The following is a 17,988-nucleotide window of genomic DNA, read 5'->3' on the forward strand; positions in this document are numbered from 1 at the left end:
GGTTACGAGTCCGTCTTCATCTTCCGTTCCGCTTAAAAGCAGAGCAACCGACTTCGTATGATTTACAAGAGCAGCGAAGCATGGGAGGATGACGTAAGGCGTGCTCTTCGCGAGGGCAAACTCGTAATTTATCCTACTGACACCGTATATGGCATGGGAGGTGATGCTACCCTTCGTCAGGCGGTGGAGGCCACTAACAGGGCCAAGGGAGAAAGAGAAATGAAGCCGTATCCTGTGCTGACGTACTCTAGAGAAAAAGCCTTCGAAGTAGGGGTCTTCAACGACATGGCCATTACGGTTGCCAAAAAGTACTGGCCTGGTGCGGTTACCATAGTTGTTCCGAGGCGGGATGAGAGGCTTCGGGATGCCACTTTTGGTTCGTTGACGATAGGCTTGAGGGTTCCAGCCGACCCAATCGCGAGGAGGGTGGCGGAACTTTCGCCATCGGGTTTCATAATAGGCACAAGCGCTAATAGATCCGGTGCGTCCGCTCCTTCCTCGGTAGAAGAAGTCGATCCGGGTGTTCTTCGCGAGGCGGAGGTAACCATAGATGGCGGAAGGCGCAGCGTTTTGCCATCAACGGTGGTATCGATCGGAGATGATGGTTTACGCGTCGTCAGAGAAGGAGCCATTAAGACGGGAGAAATAAAGCGGCTTTTGGGGCTTGAATAAGTGGATTGGAGAAGGCGTAAATACGTTTACCAGTGATAAATCATGAGCTACAAGCGGGAAGCGCTTGAGATTGCGGTGCCTATTCTCATAATAGTTGCCCTCTACGCTGGCTTTGCTCTTTACATGGGTAACTGGAGCCCTTTCATGGTCGTTATGTCGGGTAGTATGGTTCCTGCCCTTAGGGTAGGCTGGATCATCGTCGTGAGGTCGGTTCCTCCTGCCCAGATTAAGGTGGGAAACATAATCGTTTATCATAGCACTGATCCCATGATACCTGATCCCATAGTGCATAGGGTCATAAAGATAAACGACGTTAATGGGTCGCTTTACTTCCTAACTAAGGGCGATGCTAACCCGATTAACGATGCGCAGGCTGGATTTGAACCAGCTGAGGGAATACCGCAAGCTCGCGTTGTGGGAAAGGTAGTCTACGTCATACCTTACCTTGGATACGCTGTCTTGTTCCTCAAGCAGCCTCCCGTTTACGTACTTTTGGTAACGCTTTTAATAGCTCTTATCATAGCCGATTTCATAAGCGATACAGCTCATGAAAAGAAACGTGAAGGGGGGCAAAACGAATCTCAACATGCGTGAACTGTTCTGCCTTTTCGGGTTTTCGCAGGCACGGTGAACTACCCTGACCTTACGGTCAGGGCTTCCCGGTTCATCGCCGCGCTTGCTTTCACATGAGGAATACTTTGCAAGTATTCCATCATGCTACTTGTGGAGGCGCGCTTATCCCCGGGCGTCTCGCCTATGTTCCGTAGGCAGAGCCCCCTTATCTTTATATTGCCAAAGCCGAATCTTTTATCACCAAAGCCGATGCAACATCCCTGTTAAACCAGGAACCGCACGAGGGGCACGTGAATTCCCGATCTGACGGCTTCAGCTCAACCTTGGTTCCGCACACCAAGCACACTCTAGTTCGCAAGTAATTATCGTGTTGCTAGGTAACTTTGTCTAAGTACAGAGACGTTTTTATAAGGGGCCAGCTATCCTCTTTCACGAAGAAGGGCTCTCGCCCCCTAAGCCCCGATAAGGTTAAATTAAAATAAAAGTTATTAATTGCGGAAGTGCCCGAGCCTGGTCCAAGGGGGCGGACTTAGGGCCTCAGGGTAAGAAATCCGTTGCCGTTGGCCGCGGGGGTTCGAATCCCCCCTTCCGCATTGTAGAAATGCTCTTAAACTCAGAAACTCGTAATGTGACCCCATGAAAGGCGAGTTGAACGTGGAAAACATTGTGGCATCAGTCTCGCTTGGCCAGCCCATTGATTTGTACGCGCTGGTCAATAAAAATCCTTATCTCCGTTATCAACCCGAGAAGTTTCCTGCAATCCAGCTTAGGTTTGTAAACCCTCGGGTGACCATATTGATCTTTTCGTCTGGTAAAGCTGTTATAGTTGGCGCTAGAAGCGAGGAAGACGTAAAAAGGTCGTCAAGAAACTTGGCTTCGTTTCTAAAAAAGAATGGGGTTGGACTCAAGCGCGAGCCAAAGGTCGCTATCAATAACGTGGTTACATCTTTTTCTCTCGGCGAGCGCATAGACTTAGAAAGGCTTGGGATGGCACTCAAGGGAGCTGTATATGAACCCGAGGAGTTTCCCGGTCTAATCTACAGGAATTACGGCGTTGTCTTCATCGTGTTCAGCTCAGGTAAGGCGATATGTACTGGCTCAAAAAACGAGGCTCAAGCTGTACAGGCCGTCAAAGAGGCAATAAGAGAAATATGCGGTCTGCTGACTTGATCTGATGTTCTTCAGATTACTATTGCTGTCAAGAGTATGACCGCGAGGATCAGAAGCAGTGATGACTTCCTTCCTTTGCTGAGGGGCGTCACCTCTTCTAGAGCGCCGGGATCTGGGAAGAACGCCATGAGCAGTACCAGCAAGGCCATTAGCCAATAACCTATGAAAAACATGAGTATGGTCACCATGACGGAGACGGCCATCATTTGCCTTTGGGTTAAAAAGCTTCTGAAAACGTGTCCTCCATCGAGCTGGGCGGCTGGAAGCAGGTTCAGGAAGGTCACTAGCATGCCGATCCAGCTGGCTATGAGGATTGGATTAAGTGCGGAGTAGTAGGGCGATTGTCCCTTTAACGCGAAAAAGATCTGGATCAGTAGGGGAACCCTATAAAATATGGCGTAATCTTGACCTAACCTCTGAAGTGCAGAGGGCATTGCCAAGGGAGGGGAAAGCGCGACTCCTATGGCTGCAGCTACAACCGAAGCTACGAACCCGGCCATGGGTCCGCTTGCGCCTAGGTCGAACAGGTGGTCCCTGTTGAGAGGTGGTTCCTCTGCCATTATGACGGCCCCGAAAGTCCCTATGCCCAGGAAGCCGGCTCCCAGCAGGTAAGGCGGCCCCGGTATGAAGTAAGGCCATGACGCTCTTTCTCCGGACCTCTCGGTCACGAACTTATGTCCCATTTCGTGTATGCCAAGAATGGCGAGAAGGCTTATCACGAACTCCGCAGTTGTGAGCGCAACCGATGCTGAAGAAGCTTTTACACCAAGCGCCATATAGTATGCGATCGAAAGCTCATATCCAGAAACCGCCACGCTAGCAAGCGTTACCGCAAGGAGTCCAATGTATATCCAGGGATTTCTTTTTTTATGAGGAGTTGCCTTTACTATGCTTATTAGAACAAGGTCTTGTTGTTTGCGCGCAAAGGCCCAAAAGCCTAACTCTCTAAGGCTGAAGTAGAGGTCCTTGAACCGAAGCTTGAAATCATCCGTTTTCTCGACCAGAAACTGCCATCCTGATGAACCTATATATTCTTCGCGAACCGAGAACCTTGAGAATACTTCCTTTTCCACCGACGGCTGCGAGCTAAATGAAAGCATGAATAAGCCATCTAGAGCCGTTTAATGCTTGCGGCATTTATACCCTAAAAAAATTACTTTGCCTTGTTTAGTTCAGAAAGGCTTAGGACTTGCGTCTCCCCGTTTGGTTTCTTTCTGTATATGAGCATCGGTAGCACGCCGTTGTCAAGCTCGGCCTCAGCTATCTGAAGTTCGTTCATACCTTTTAGTTTTTCCTTTGGAAGAAGCGGAGGCGCACCAAGACTTAGTTGGAGCGCCCTTGCACCTATTATCCTGGTTCTTTCGTATTTTGTCAACCACGGAGGCCCTATTTTAATACTCCTCTCCACCCATGCCTCCCTCTCCCGACTTAGGAGGAGCTGGAGGTGGAGCAGCGGCTGCTATTACGTCATCTATCCTAAGTATCATTACGGCGGCCTCGGTAGCTGATTTGATCACTTGTGCCTTTACCTTGGTTGGATCTATTATCTTCCTCTCTACCATGTCAGCTAGTTCTCCTTTAATGACGTCAACGCCGTAGTTCACCTTTCCCTCCATGTGAAGCGCTCTGAGCTTGACCATGGCGTCGAGAGGGGACAGGCCAGCGGTCTCAGCCAGCACCGTGGGGATGACCTCAAAGGCTTCCGCGTATTTCATGACTGCGAGCTGCTCCTTACCGCTTAGTGCTTTTGCTCTTTCCTTGAGCCTTGTGCTGAGCTCGACTTCGGGGGCTCCGCCTCCAGCAACTATCTTACCGTCCTCGAGCACGTTCTTTATAACAAACAGCGCATCGTGTATTGATCTTTCTGCCTCATCAAGTAGCATGTCACTACCCCCTCTTAAGAGGATGGTAACGGCCTTGGGATTTGCGCATCCCTCTATGAATACCATTTTCTCGGTTCCAACCTTGCGTTCTTCGACTATTTCGGCGCTGCCCAGGTCGGCGCTTGTGAGCTCGTTGAAGCTCGTGACGACTCTTGCGTTGGTTGCCTTTGCGAGCTTGTCCATGTCACTCTCTTTTGCCCTTCTCACGGCGAGGATACCGGCCTTAGCCAAGAAGTGCTGGGCGATGTCGTCAATACCCTTCTGGCATATTAGCACGTTCGCGCCGGTGGCCGCGACCTTGTTGACCATCTCCTTTAACATGTTCGTTTGCTCGTCAAGGAACGACTTGAGCTGAGTTGGAGAAGTTATCTGTATCTTAGCGGTCGTCTCAGGCTTCTCAACTTCCATGGCAGCGTTAACTATGGCTATCTTAGCCCCTTTTACGAGCCTCGGCATGCCCGGATGGACGACCTCTTTATCAAGCACTATCCCCTTTATGAGCTTAGAGTCTTCAAGGGACTCTCCTTTCTTTTTCTCTACCTTTATGTCGTCTAAGTCCACGTAGTACTTGCCATTAACTTGGCGTGCGACCTGAAGTACAGCGTCAACTGCCAAGGAGCTCAGGTAGTCTAATCCCTTCCCACCCGCAACGACCTTGCTGGAGAGGGAAGTCTCTGCCAGTTCCATGAGCTTTTCCCTGTCCTGGGGATCTATCTTCGTAGATATCCTGTCAAGTTCCTCAAGAGCCCAATAGCTGGCCTTTTGGTAGCCGCTTATTATCAAAGAGGGATGGACGTTGTCATCCAGCAGGTCCTCTGCCTTGCTGAGAAGCTCCCCAGAGAGGACAACTGCGGTCGTCGTGCCGTCGCCAACTTCAAGGTCCTGAGCCTTGGCCACCTCGACGAGCATCTTAGCCACCGGATGCTGCACCTCCATGTCCTTAACGATGGTGTGGCCATCGTTAGTTATGGTAACATCACCAAAACTGTCGACTAGCATCTTGTCAAGGCCCTTAGGGCCGAGCGAAGTCTTCAGGGTTTCCTCAACGGTCTTAGCAACCGCTATATTGGAGCGCAGCGCTTCGGCACCTGACGTCCTCTTGGTACCCTCCTTCAAAATTAGAAGGGGTACCTCACCCTCTTTAGAAGTCTGCAAAGCCAAACCTTTCACCGATTGATACGCTTTACACGCTTATAAACAATGCGTCCGCGCGTTGGGATGCAAGTCTTCGAGATTTAGCTGCTTGTTTTAACTTCTTTTTTAGAAGCTTGGCCGCGGTCGCATCTACGCCGTTATCGTTAAGTTTTGATCCGTATTTTTGCTCAAGAAGGTAGCGCAGTTTCCATATAAGCGAATATATCTTGTTCTTGGTGTATTTCCACATGGTTTTTTTCTCAAATATGGCAGGGTCCCTTGAGAGAGCGATGTCTGACACGCTTTGGTTCTCTACGAAGAATTTGTAAAGATACTCAAGCTCATCCTCGCTGAACCTAGCAAGCGGATCCCTTGTCCTCTGCTTTTTACGCTGCCTCTCCCTCTTTGCCATTGGGTCTAAATATTTTCTGCTACTCGTTTTAACGTTTTCGGCGACTGATTTAATCTATTGAGTTGAAGCCAGGCGAGAAGCCCAAGCATGGTAAGGTCAGCTTAGCCGGCGGTTTGATCGCCGAGCGAATCGAATCCATGAGAACGGGTAACCCACTAGCGCTCCATGGTTTGGTATTACGATCTGTATCGATTCTTGAGGAATCTTTAAACCGTAAGGCCCTATCATATTGTTTTTTCTTGTAAGGATCGAAATACTTTTAAGCCTTGAGCCAAGCCTTTGTAAAATGCAGAAAATCTACTCTTTATTAATAGCAGCAATATTCCTCGTAAGCGCGATAGCTCCGGCTGCGGCTTCAAGCGCGGTTTTGCAGCCGAACCAAGTGAGCACTTATGGCCCGCTCATAAATAAGCTAGTTTATGAACAGATGAGCGATTCAAGTGCTTTCCTGGCGTTAGAATCGGGGAAGGTCCAGGCCATGGAGTGGCCGCTCACGATCTCCGAATACAAGTCGGCAGAAGGAATTTCAAGCCTTTACACCAACAGCACACCTAGCTATACGTTTGAAGGAATTGCCTTCAATTTCCTTCAACCCCCCATGAACAACGTGCACTTCAGGAGGGCAATGGCATATCTTACTGATTACAGCGCGTTCCAGAGCGATCTCGGCGCCGAGGTTCTGGCCGGGCCGCAGCTTTATAACCCAACGCTTTATTCAAAACCATTCTCGGCAGTTAACTGGTATGACCCGAGCCTTCCGTACCCTTACAAGTACAACCTCACGGCTGCCATGGACGAGCTTCTGAAGGTTCCTGGCATAACTTATAACAAGGCAGCCGGGCAGTGGTATTACAATGGTTCTCCGTTCTCGCCGACCCTCTATTACAGGAGCGACGATCCGATCAGGACTGAGGCAGCTCAAGACTTTGCAAAGGCCGCCGCGCAGATCAACCTCACCATAGACCTCGTGGGCGTCACCGACGAGACGGCTAGCGGGGAGATATATAGCCCTGCAGACTCCGCCGTGATATCGCCAGGAGTTATGGGCGCAAACCTCTCCACGGTGAAGCCTCCTGTCTTTAATTACACTTACGCAAAGACCAACGACAAGTGGGACATGTACACGTTTGGATGGATCGTGTCTGCGAACCCGAACTGGCCTGACTTCTTCTTCACCAGCGAGTACGCGGGTGTGGTCGACTTTGGCAACTACTACAACCCTGAAATGGACTACTGGGGCAACGTCCTTTACTATGGGGCAGCAAACATCTCCATAGCGCAGGAAGCCGCGTGGAACGTGCAAAAGATATTCTACCAAGACCTTCCATACATAGTGTGGTTCTACGAGCCAGAGTTGTACTCCGTCTCGACAAATGGATGGTCGGGATATGCGCTTATTCCAACTACCGGGCCTTCGACTTCAACTGGCCTTTACTATACTTCGCTGAACGTGCATCCCAGTGGGCAAGCGTACGGTGGCACGTTTACCGAGGCCCTGCACGGGGTTCCAACATCGCTTAATCCGCTATACCAGACCAACTGGGTTTGGCAAGTAGATGTCTGGCAGGAGGTCTACGATAGCCCGCTGGGCACGCCGCCGACCGGCGTTACCTCGTTGGCCATAATTCCTTGGATGGCAACCTATTCGGTCCAGAACGAGACCACAGTAGCGCTTGGCAAAGGAAACGGCTGGTGGAACCCGTTTAATGCGAGCGAGATAGTCAAGGGCCAGGTGATAACCCTTAACTTCTTCCATAACCTCACGTGGCAGGACGGTGTTCCGATAACGGCGAAGGACTACAACTTCTCGCTGTACTACTGGGACTTTCAGGGGCTGAGCGGCGCATCCACTCCAAACTCATATGCTTCGACGCCGCCTTACGGCCTGCTGGCCACATATATACCTCCTAACAACCCGTACGAGATCAAGCTCTACGTTAACTCGACTAACCTGTGGAACATATACACGCTTGACACCGCTTTGATACCAGAACACATATTCAAGTACTTCAACCCGTCCGCGGTTGCGAGCAGCACTGGTGCCATGGACACGACGCTTCCGGCGAACCAGATATCCGGTCTATCTGGATATTTGGCATCTGGCGTAACGAAGCTTCCTCAGTTCATACTCTGGTTGCCGAACCTGGAAGTTGGCAGCGGCCCGTTCACGTTCGTTAGCTGGAATAAGGTCTCCAACGTGATAACTCTCGTTAGGAACATACACTATTACAGGACAGCATGGTGGGCCTTCCAGCAGGGCGCGATAGCCGGTAAGCCTTTCACCTACACTACGAACATAAATGAGACGATATACAACCCGACGTCTTCGACCTTTGAAGGTGTAGCCCCTGGCAGCACTGGGACCATTCCAATAACCAATGCCACGGGTTATGTTGAAGTGCTGTCCAATTCGAGCCAAGTTCTCGCCAAAGCGCCGCTACAGGGAGGTTCAAACGGCGTCTATACGGCTACCATCAATACTTCCTCGCTTGCTCCAGGACTTTACGAGGTGTTTACGAACGCGACTTACACGAGCTTTGGCCTGCAAAGGTACTGGTACACCTTCACCGCGATTAACGTGAAGACCAGTGTGGCTAAGATAACCGCTCCGACGCTATCCTCCAGCTCGGTCACGAAGGGCCAGCCGGTTACAATAAGCACGCAGGCTTTGTCGTACACGGGAGCTCCTTTGGCCGGACAAACCATAGTTTTCTTGGTCAATGGTACTCAGATAGGAACGAACGTCACCAATAGCGATGGAATAGCCATGTACAAGTACACGCCATCGGCCACAGGTGTGCTTTCCGTAAGCGCCTATGCGGCTAGCAATTCATCTGTGTCATCGCCCTCGGCGAAGCTTACAGTTTCATCTCCGACTAACTACGCGCTGTACGCCATAGTAGCTGTAGTCATCATCGTGATCGTGGTCGTGGCTGTTGTGTTGCTTACGCGTAAGCCTTCTAATAAGGGAGGATCGCAACCTCAACCAGCTCAACAACAGCAAGCTCAACAATAAAAATATATTTTTTGAATAGTTTGATTTTAACAAGTTGCTTTAGGTTCGCGAGTTTCCCTTGGTGCGCTTTTGTTTTGCGCTTTTCAGTTAGTTGCATTCTTCACAAGAGGTCAGCTGTCCTCTTCACGAAATTTTTAAGGCGATCAGGGACCGATAAAACAAAGTGCAAAAATCGATCTTTTGAATGAACTACCGCCCAAAACGCTTAAAGCAGAGGTTCATTAACTTTCAATATTGAGCCTGAGAGGATTCATACTAAGGCGCCTAGGTACCATGATAGTGGTTTTAGTAGTGGTTGCTGCAATAAACTTTTTCTTGTTCCAGATACTGCCTTTTTACGTTCTGCACGTTAACCCAGAACAGTGGTTTGTGCCCTTACCGTCGGGGAGCGTACATAACGTGGCGTACATAGAGAAGATAAGGGCGCAGGTTATCGCAGCCATGGGCTTCAACCTGCCCGTGTATGAAAGGTTCTTTGTCTATCTCAGGTCGATGTTTACCTTCAACTTCGGTTATAACGTGGGAGGAGCCCTATCAGGTCCCGTCATAGTTACCATAGAACGCTTCGCACCTTATACGATCCTTCTCCTGGGTTCCTCTACGGTGGCGGCTTACATAGTGGGTATTTACCTCGGTGTCGTTTCTGCGGCTAAGAGGGGGCAAGTAGCCGACGTCGCCTCGTTTACCACACTTCTGTTCCTATATGCTATGCCATCTTTCTGGATTGGCACCCTCCTGCTGATCTTTTTCGCCTTTTCGATGAAGCTGTTTCCGATCGACGCGGAAGCGTACTTTTCGTCTTTCCATGGGATAGCCTTTGTGGGAGCTCTGCTTAAAGCGATGGTACTCCCATTTACCTCCCTTCTTCTCGTAAGCATAGGCGGCGTCTACTTAATAATGCGCAGTACAACAATAGACGTATTGAGCGAAGACTACATAATGATGGCTAGGGCCAAGGGCCTTTCAAACTCTGCAATCCTATACAAGCACGCGCTGAGAAATGCCATACTTCCAATTATAACGCTGTTCGCGATATCCATGGGTTTCATCTTGTCAGGAGCCGTCATCACAGAGACCATATTCTCTTGGCCTGGGCTGGGATATTGGACCTTTGTGGCTATTGAGACGCTTGACTTTCCCTTGGAGCAAGCGATCTTCTTTGTGATATCCATAATGGTTGTAGCCGCAAACTTCATTGCCGATCTGCTGTACGGTTTCCTTGATCCAAGGATTAGAGCGGGGTGAAGCCAATGAGCTGGTCGTCTAAGCACCAGGGGATAAGCGAGTTCTTCCACAACAAGTTGGGCATAACTGGGTTAGCTATAATTGTGTTCTTCACGTTCACGGCCCTTTGCGCGCCGCTTTTGACCTCGAATTCACCGAATCAGATTTACGTAACGGGTCCATGGGCTGTTCCACAGTGGGCGACCGCGTTCCCGCAGTACTCTGACCTTCCATCGAACATGCTTGTTACGAGCGCCGACCTAGCGAACTGGCGTATTACCACAGCCAGCTCGACGCAGGCCACGCCTCAGCAGGTCGCCTTACCGGCCTCCGCGCTTAATGGGCTCGGCTTCAAGTTCGATCCGAGAGAGGCGCTCCTGATAAGCAGCGCTGTGCCGTACTCCGCGAAAACTTTCTCGGGAGAAACCGTGGCAAGCCTTTCGTATAATTTCACTTACGAATACAAGCCTCCGTATGACTTTACTTTTGGCGATATAATATACGTTGCCAACGTGAGTAACGTTGCCGACTTCTACTTCAGGTTCATATTGAGTGGCCCAAGTGGGACGTACAAGCTCACCAGTTACGCTATTATGTCGAATTCGCCGGTTGAGGTCATAAGCTACAGAAACGGAATCCCGGTAGGAAGATGGTACGATATATCCCTATCAAACGTGTTGCCTGATGTTAACACGGCCGCTTTGGGACCTTCTGGGTCTACTGCAGTCGATAGCGGTCAGATATTCTTAGCTAAGAAGGGGATTTACAACTATACGGTCCAGCTGGTAATTATACCGCAACAGGGGGAGACGGCCTTTGTTAAGGTTTACATGGAGCCAGCTTACTTCCACGTGCTTGGCAGAGCCTACGGCCTACTGGGCAGCGACGACAAGGGGAGGGACCTTTGGTCGCAGTTCGTCTATGGGTCGCGGATCTCCATCGAAGTGGGCCTGCTTGCTTCAGCGGCTACCGTGGTGATTGGGACCTTCCTCGGGTTGTTTTCCGCCATAGAGGGTGGTGTGCTGGACGAGTTTTGGATGAGGGTAGCTGACGTGATACTGGTGCTGCCTTTCCTGCCGCTGGCAATCGTTATCCTGTTCGTGTTTACTCAAAGCCCCGTGGTTCAGAAAGATCCGTCGATACTTTACATATGGCTGGTGGTTCTCTTCTCAGTCCTTTCATGGCCAGGGTTGGCAAGGGTAATTAGGTCACAGGCTTTATCGCTTAAGGAGAGAGGATACGTGGAAGCAGCCAGGGCTTTGGGTGCTGGGAAGCTCTACATAATGAACAAGCATTTGCTTCCTAACATAATGGGTCTGGTGTACGCGAACTTAGCGTTAAGTGTTCCTGGTTTTATATTAACTGAGGCATCTCTCGATTTCCTGTTTCCAAATGCCTCCACAATACCCACTTGGGGAAGGATGATAGCAAAAGCGTACGAGCATGCCGCGTCAGCTACCGCGTATGGGTTCGGTTGGTGGTGGTTCCTGTTCCCTGGCCTGGCCATCGTGCTTCTCTCGCTGGCATTTGTGTTGCTGGGATACGCGCTAGACGAGATATTCAACCCACGGCTGAGGAAGCGGTAAATCGCACTGGTCCTAGGTAATCGAGATGAAAAAGAGGCTCTTTTTGGAATCTTGTGTGGTGCTTTTGATGGTCTTAGCAGGTGTTTCATTTTATCTGTTTTATCCTAAAAGCTACGTGAGGCCAGGTTTATCGCTTCAATACAATGAAACCGTTGGGCTAAAGAACAGTCCCACTAATGTTGAGTTTAACATAAGCGTCACAAGAGTGAAGGGACAACTCATATACTTCAATTACACGGTCATGGGGGCTCTAAATGCCACTTTCAGTCATCCCGTGACGACGCAAAACATCACCGCTTTCTTTGACCCTTTTTACAACTATACCTACGTAGCCATCGAGTACTTCGGGCTACCCTTGTTCGTTTCTGGGCTTCACGATGGTATGGGATCAACCATAGTGAAGCTTTCAGGGATCCCTTTCAACGCATCATATTCGGTTATCGGCACTTACGTTAGCGTCAACCTCACGTCCCTGATCAAGAAAGAGGGCATACCCGTGATCACGATGGTTTTCGCTGGCAATTATAATTCACATGGGATCCTTGTGGACTGCAACGTGACTAGCGTTTCCGAAGGGATATCGGTTTACGAGACCGTGAAGCTGATAAGTGAATTCATGAAATGAACGATTAGCTCGGCAGCTGACGACAGGGCCTATTCGCGCATTTTCTCCGGTGGATCTGAAGTTTGGGAAAGTTTATAAGTGGTCAATTGCGTTACAAAAAGTTCGGTGTAAAACATGCCTTTACTTGAAGTCTCCGACCTAAGGATGTATTATGTCACGAAGGCGGGGTACGTTAAGGCAGTTGATGGCCTCTCGTTTTCCGTTGAAAAAGAAAGGACGGTTGGAATAGCGGGCGAGTCGGGAAGCGGAAAGACGAGCGTGGCCACGACCATATTGAAGCTCTTACCCTCAAATGCCCGCATAATTTCGGGTTCAGTAAAGCTTCAGGGAAAAGACTTAGTGACGGCGAGCGAAGAAGAAATGAGGGAGATCAGGTGGAAACAGGTTTCCATGGTTCCCCAAGCCTCTATGAACGCGTTAAATCCAGTATTTAGGGTGGGAGATCAGATCGCCGAGGCCATATTGGCGCACGAAAACGTTTCTCAGGCGGAGGCATATCAAAGGGCTGAAGACCTGCTGGAGATGGTGGGCATTCACGCCGATAGGGCAAAGAGCTATCCTCATGAGTTCAGCGGAGGGATGAAACAGAGGGCGGCCATAGCAATGGCGTTGGCTCTTAGGCCTCCGCTCATAATCGCGGATGAGCCGACGACGGCGCTTGATGTCATAGTTCAAGCGGAGATCTTGGAGCTGTTAGAAGATGTTAAGAAGAAGTTCTCAACTTCCTTGATTCTGATCACCCACGACCTTTCGATAATATCGGAGCTAGCAGATGAAGTAATCATAATGTACGCGGGGAAAATCGTTGAGAAGGCGGATGTGTATTCGCTTTACAAGACACCTATGCATCCGTACACGCAAGGCCTGTTGGGGGCTTTTCCGGATATAAGGGCGCCCAGGAGGCGCCTTGCGTCGGTGCCGGGGTCACCGCCAGATCTTTCCTCTTTACCTCCGGGCTGCAGCTTCAACCCGCGTTGCCCGTACGCCACCGATAAGTGCAGAACGGAGGAGCCAAAGTTGAGGGAGGTATCGCCAGGACACTGGGTGGCCTGCCATTACGCAGAAGAAATAGCTGAGGGAAGAGTCAAACCCAATGGGTGAATCGAAATGGAAGCAGGAGAAAAGAAGGAAGTGATTATCAGCGTTAGGGATCTTAAGAAATATTACGAGCCCAAGCTCTCTTTCTCGCAAAGTATTCACGGCGTTAAGAAGCAGGTGAAGGCGGTTGATGGCGTAACGTTTGACGTTTACAAGGGAGAAGTGCTGGGCTTAGTGGGCGAGTCGGGAAGCGGAAAGACCACGGTGGGAAGGACGCTTCTCCGTCTTGTGGAGCCGTCTGGCGGCGAGGTCCTCTACAGGGGTAGGGATATCTTTAAAGTTAGCCATGACGAGTTAGCTTCTATAAGGAAGAGCATACAGATCATATTTCAGGATCCTTACGATTCCATAAATCCCCGGTTTAGGATAAGGGATGTGGTGGCCGAGGGGCTGAGGATCAATAAGCTCTATAAAGACGAAGCGGATCTCGACAGGAAAGTGAGAGACGCGCTGGTGGCGGTTAAGCTTACGCCACCCGAGCAGTTCATGGATAGGTATCCTCACGAGTTATCAGGAGGCCAGAGGCAGAGGGTTGCCATAGCTAGAGCGCTTGCGTTGGGGCCTGAGTTCATCGTGGCAGACGAGCCGGTATCTATGCTTGACGTATCCATTAGGGCTGAGGTCTTGAACGTGATGCTTGATCTAAAAGACCAGTACGGCTTGTCGTTCTTGTTCATAACGCATGATCTGGCACTGGCGAAGCATGTATGCGATAGGATTGCCGTTATGTACTTGGGAAGGCTAGTTGAGCTTGCAACCTCAGAGGAGCTCATAGAGAATCCCATGCATCCTTATACGCGTGCCCTAATTGATGCCATACCTGTTCCGGATCCGACGGCTCCTAAGCTCAGGGTTGCCATAAAAGGGGAGATACCAAATGCCATGGACGTGCCTCCGGGCTGCAGCTTCAACCCGCGTTGCCCGTACGCCACCGATAAGTGCAGAACGGAGGAGCCAAAGTTGAGGGAGGTATCGCCAGGACACTGGGTGGCCTGCCATTACGCAGAAGAAATAGCAAAGGGGAGGAAGGAAACTGCATGAGCTTTGAGAGTGCGTACGTTCCCTCCCTCAAGGGAATGGCCCTCAGCTTGTTCCTTTTTTCGTTGTGCGTCGCGCTAGTGGTTTTCGTCGGAGGCGCGTCAATGCTCTGGTTCTTGGCTTTCTTGGTCGCGATCTACGCGGCCTCGTTTGCGGTGAAAAACGGACAGTTAAACCGCATGATCAATCATCTTTCAAGAGGCGATGTATATGTGGAGCTCAAGTATTACAACAAGAGCTACTTCTTAGGAAGGTTCCTGGCTCTCTTGGCTTACATCATTGTTCCCGTTTTACTGCTCGGGCTTTTGGGTATTTACGTGGGGCTGGGCATGGTATTGGGTTTTTATTCAGGAATTTTGCTTTGGCACTTTTCGCGCGAGCTAAGGCTAAGGCTTTGGATGAGAAGAACGGGAACGAAAATATTCAAGAAAGTGGAAAGCTATAGCCAGGAGGGATCGCTTATGGTTAAGATGACATACAGAAGGCCTCAGTCGCAATCCTAGTAGCATTTATAAGGGTCTAAAGCATTTTACCATCGTTGAGCAGACGCGTCGTGAAAAATAGCTATGATCACGTTGAGGTGGAGAACGCGGTCAGAGACCTGGTGCTGAGCAAGAAATATCCTGTGGGCAAGTTACTGCTTGACGGGCCTCCTTTTGTTTCAGGGATACCACATCCCGGCACTGCTTGGAACAAAGTGATGAAGGACGTTTACATCAGGTATAGGCAATCAAGAGGCGATGAGTTCTCTGCGCAGCCCGGCTACGACTGTCACGGTCTTCCCACGGAGCTAGCTGTCCAAAGAGAGCTTGGAATAATGGGAAAACAGGATATTGCCAACTTTGGGCTAGAGCGCTTTGTCGAGCGGTGCAACGATCTATCTCAAAGAAACATGGAATCAATGACGCGCGTTTTCAAGTTGCTTGGGGTCGCTATGGATTGGGACAGACCGTATTTCACTTCTGATATGAAATACATGGAAGCTGAGTGGAGAGAGTTCAAGGAGCTCTACGAGCAAGGGCTTGTTGAGAAAGGAAAGAGGGTGTTTTACTGGTGTCCTAAAGACGAAACCGTTCTTTCTGACTATGAAGTTAACAATTACGTTGAGCTCGATGAGAAGTCCGTGTACGTTAAGTTTAAGGTCAAGGGTAAGCCAAACGAGTACCTGCTTGCGTGGACCACGACACCTTGGACCTTGCCTGCAAACAGCGCGCTCATGGTCAACCCAGACGTTGATTACGTCGTGGCCAAACTAGGAGGCGAACGGTACATTTTGGCTGAGAACAGGCTTCAGGTTCTCGGGCAAGACTTCGAAGTGGAGTCCGAGTTCAAGGGAAAAGACCTTGATGGGCTTGTCTACGAATACCCTCTTAAATTTCTCAAGTTCCATGACTTTGAGCACAGGGTCGTTCTCAGCTCAGAATACGTGACCGCAAGCGAGGGAACGGGGATAGTCCACGTGGCTCCCGCACATGGGCAAGAGGACTTCGACGTAGGGCAGAAAAACGGCTTGATTATGCTCGACTTGGTCGATGAAAAGGGAAGGTACAGGGGCTTCGTGGATAGGTACGCGGGAAAGTACGTCAGAGAGGCAAACGAAGAAATCTTAAAGGATTTAGGCGCCGTTGGTGCCCTATTCAAGGTTGAGCCCATAAAGCATAGGTATCCCGTGTGTTGGCGGTGCGGTACTCCTCTTATAATGAGGCCTACAGAGCAGTGGCTCATAAAGATATCAAATATAAAGCAGAGGTTGATGTCCTCGGTCGGCGATGTCACCACGATTCCGGATTGGCTCAAGGAGGCAAGGCTCACGCCCTGGCTTAGAGGCCTTGGTGATTGGGTCATATCAAGACAAAGGTATTGGGGTACTCCGATACCCATATGGGTATGCGATAAGTGCGGCGAGGTCAAGGTCGTTGGATCTCTTAAGGAGTTGGAGGAACTCTCCGGTAGTAAGATCTCGGACTCGCTCCAGATGCATAGGCCCCTTATAGATGACGTGACTTTTCCTCATTCGTGCGGAGGTACCATGAGAAGGGTTCAGGATGTCTTCGATGTTTGGTTTGATTCGGGTTCTGCGCCTTACGCGTCTACTGGAATATGGCCGCCGCCGCGCTACGAGCTAGTGCTCGAGGGGCAGGATCAGTTCAGCGGCTGGTTTGCGTCATTAGTTAAGGTGTCCGCTGGTCTCTGGGGTGTAGCTCCTTACAGAAGGGTTATGGCCCATGGCATGGCACTGGATGAAAACGGCAGGGAAATGCACAAATCGCTGGGAAATTACGTTGACGTCGATAAGATCGTGAATAAGTATGGCGCGGACGCGTTTCGCATCTTCTTCATGCAGCATACGCCATGGGAGGACGTCAGATTTAGCGAGAAGGGGCTTCAGGACGCGGTTAAAAAGCTAAACATCATATGGAACCTGTTTTACTTTGCAACGACCTATATGGAACTTGACGATTACCATCCATCTGACGTGCCTGCGTTGCTTCCCGAGGATAGGTGGATCTTGTCGAGGCTCGCAAGAATCGAGAAGGCAGTTCTAGAGCTCATGGACTCCTTTGACTACTCTTCAGCCATAAGGTTAATAATGGACTTTGCCACCGAGGACGTGAGCAGATGGTACGTGAAGCTTGTCAGAAAGAGGACTTGGGTGGAGGAAAAGCACGACCCATCAAAGGAGGCGGCCTATTACGCGCTTTACTGGACGCTTGATGGAATAGCGAGGATGCTTTACCCATTCGCTCCATTTGTGACCACGTACTTGTTGCCCACGCTTCCAGACGAGGACGAAAAAATGGCATGGCCCGCGAAGCAGTTCACGGTTGATGAGGGGTTAGAACGTGACATGGACGTGGCCATGAAGATAGTCGCCGCCGGTTTAGCGGCTAGGAACAAGGCAGGGATAAAGGTCAGGCATCCGTTGAGAGCCCTTTACGCTACTGGCCCGCTTCCCACTGGGTTAGCCCAGTTAATAGCCGAGCAGGTAAACGTTAAGGACGTAAAGCAGGGAAACGAGGAAGAGTTTATCGAGAAAAAATTAAAGGTGAGGTACGACGTTCTTGGTTCAATCTTTAAAGATAAGACAGCTTACGTGGCGGAAAAAGCGAAGCAAGGGGCCAAATCAGTTATGCTAGATGGAAAGGAATACAAGATTCCCGAGGAAGCTGTTGAGGTGGACGCCGTTCCAAGAGATGGTTACGTTGAGGCGGATTACGACGGAGGAAAGGTTTTTTTGGACACAAGAGTTGATACGGAACTTGAGGCCGAGGCGCTGAGAAGAGAACTCATAAGGAGGGTTCAAGAGACCCGGAAGAGAGCCGGTCTCTTCGTTGAAGATAGGATCGACTTGGTGGTTCAGGCCGAGGGCGAAATAAGGGATAGGCTAGCCTCAATTATGGCGGGCGTGGTGACAGATACCAGGGCGGTTTCCGCTATGGTATCGTTGCAACCGCCGAAAGGAGACTGGTTCTCCGAAGAGTGGGATATCGATGGCGATACCATAAGGATCTATATAAGGAAGGCATAGCTCACATTTTTTGAGCCTAGGTTTTTTG

Annotated in this window: 16 protein-coding genes and 1 tRNA gene; 12 read left to right on the plus strand and 5 right to left on the minus strand. The window is 50.2% G+C overall.

Translation table 11 applies throughout. The features are described from left to right. Window positions 1-57 precede the first annotated feature (57 nt). Window positions 58-672: an L-threonylcarbamoyladenylate synthase gene (locus PRZ02_RS06360; RefSeq protein ID WP_449464997.1), complete on the plus strand. Its 615-nt coding sequence runs from the start codon at window positions 58-60 to the stop codon at window positions 670-672. Window positions 673-714: 42 nt separating this feature from the next. Continuing rightward, a complete protein-coding gene (locus PRZ02_RS06365; protein ID WP_449464998.1) occupies window positions 715-1,266 on the plus strand; it encodes a signal peptidase I in 552 nt (183 codons plus the stop codon). 190 nt (window positions 1,267-1,456) lie between these two features. On the opposite strand, the gene PRZ02_RS06370 is transcribed toward PRZ02_RS06365, so the two are convergent. Beyond that, complete coding sequence (locus PRZ02_RS06370) at window positions 1,457-1,591, minus strand: zinc ribbon domain-containing protein (RefSeq protein ID WP_449464999.1); 135 nt, start codon at window positions 1,589-1,591, stop codon at window positions 1,457-1,459. Window positions 1,592-1,739: 148 nt separating this feature from the next. On the opposite strand from PRZ02_RS06370, the gene PRZ02_RS06375 reads away from it, so the two are divergent. Both PRZ02_RS06375 and PRZ02_RS06380 read left to right on the plus strand, forming a co-directional pair. Next, window positions 1,740-1,838: transfer RNA gene (locus PRZ02_RS06375), tRNA-Leu, on the plus strand. Window positions 1,839-1,881: 43 nt separating this feature from the next. Beyond that, window positions 1,882-2,415: a TATA-box-binding protein gene (locus tag PRZ02_RS06380; protein ID WP_449465000.1), complete on the plus strand. Its 534-nt coding sequence runs from the start codon at window positions 1,882-1,884 to the stop codon at window positions 2,413-2,415. A gap of 11 nt (window positions 2,416-2,426) precedes the next feature. Here the strand turns inward: PRZ02_RS06380 and PRZ02_RS06385 are convergent, their stop codons facing one another. The 4 genes from PRZ02_RS06385 to PRZ02_RS06400 are packed head-to-tail and all read right to left on the minus strand — an operon-like array spanning window position 2,427 to window position 5,844. Further along, complete coding sequence (locus PRZ02_RS06385) at window positions 2,427-3,515, minus strand: site-2 protease family protein (RefSeq protein WP_449465001.1); 1,089 nt, start codon at window positions 3,513-3,515, stop codon at window positions 2,427-2,429. A 53-nt stretch (window positions 3,516-3,568) separates the two neighbouring features. After that, window positions 3,569-3,790, minus strand: coding sequence for a DNA-directed RNA polymerase subunit K (locus PRZ02_RS06390; RefSeq protein WP_449465002.1), 222 nt, complete (start codon window positions 3,788-3,790; stop codon window positions 3,569-3,571). A 16-nt stretch (window positions 3,791-3,806) separates the two neighbouring features. After that, window positions 3,807-5,459, minus strand: a complete 1,653-nt coding sequence (gene thsB / locus PRZ02_RS06395; RefSeq protein WP_449465003.1) for a thermosome subunit beta — start codon at window positions 5,457-5,459, stop codon at window positions 3,807-3,809. Between the two features lie 22 nt (window positions 5,460-5,481). Next, window positions 5,482-5,844 (minus strand): hypothetical protein, encoded by a 363-nt coding sequence (locus PRZ02_RS06400; protein ID WP_449465004.1) that lies wholly within the window; start codon window positions 5,842-5,844, stop codon window positions 5,482-5,484. A 286-nt stretch (window positions 5,845-6,130) separates the two neighbouring features. Between PRZ02_RS06400 and PRZ02_RS06405 the strand changes: the two genes are divergently transcribed. The 8 genes from PRZ02_RS06405 (at window position 6,131) to ileS (ending at window position 17,960) form a co-directional block, all read left to right on the plus strand. Then, the gene (locus PRZ02_RS06405) at window positions 6,131-8,860 is read left to right on the plus strand and encodes an ABC transporter substrate-binding protein (RefSeq protein ID WP_449465005.1); all 2,730 of its coding nucleotides are present in this window, start codon (window positions 6,131-6,133) and stop codon (window positions 8,858-8,860) included. Between the two features lie 234 nt (window positions 8,861-9,094). Further along, window positions 9,095-10,105 carry an ABC transporter permease gene (locus PRZ02_RS06410; protein ID WP_449465006.1) on the plus strand — a complete coding sequence of 337 codons (1,011 nt, stop codon included), beginning with the start codon at window positions 9,095-9,097 and terminating at the stop codon, window positions 10,103-10,105. Window positions 10,106-10,110: 5 nt separating this feature from the next. Further along, the gene (locus tag PRZ02_RS06415) at window positions 10,111-11,670 is read left to right on the plus strand and encodes an ABC transporter permease (protein ID WP_449465007.1); all 1,560 of its coding nucleotides are present in this window, start codon (window positions 10,111-10,113) and stop codon (window positions 11,668-11,670) included. Between the two features lie 25 nt (window positions 11,671-11,695). Beyond that, on the plus strand, window positions 11,696-12,295 hold the full coding sequence (locus PRZ02_RS06420) for a hypothetical protein (RefSeq protein WP_449465008.1): 600 nt from the start codon (window positions 11,696-11,698) through the stop codon (window positions 12,293-12,295). A gap of 114 nt (window positions 12,296-12,409) precedes the next feature. Next, the gene (locus tag PRZ02_RS06425; protein WP_449465009.1) at window positions 12,410-13,396 is read left to right on the plus strand and encodes an ABC transporter ATP-binding protein; all 987 of its coding nucleotides are present in this window, start codon (window positions 12,410-12,412) and stop codon (window positions 13,394-13,396) included. Window positions 13,397-13,402: 6 nt separating this feature from the next. After that, window positions 13,403-14,434, plus strand: a complete 1,032-nt coding sequence (locus tag PRZ02_RS06430) for an ABC transporter ATP-binding protein (protein ID WP_449465010.1) — start codon at window positions 13,403-13,405, stop codon at window positions 14,432-14,434. Beyond that, entirely contained in the window at window positions 14,431-14,934 is a 504-nt protein-coding gene (locus tag PRZ02_RS06435) for a hypothetical protein (RefSeq protein WP_449465011.1), read from the plus strand. Before PRZ02_RS06430 ends, PRZ02_RS06435 begins: the two co-directional genes overlap by 4 nt. 50 nt (window positions 14,935-14,984) lie before the next feature. Further along, a complete protein-coding gene (gene ileS / locus PRZ02_RS06440; protein WP_449465012.1) occupies window positions 14,985-17,960 on the plus strand; it encodes an isoleucine--tRNA ligase in 2,976 nt (991 codons plus the stop codon). Window positions 17,961-17,988: the final 28 nt, after the last annotated feature.

The sequence above is a fragment of the Tardisphaera saccharovorans genome, from assembly GCF_046635845.1.
In the GTDB taxonomy this organism is placed as follows: domain Archaea; phylum Thermoproteota; class Thermoprotei_A; order Marsarchaeales; family UBA168; genus UBA168.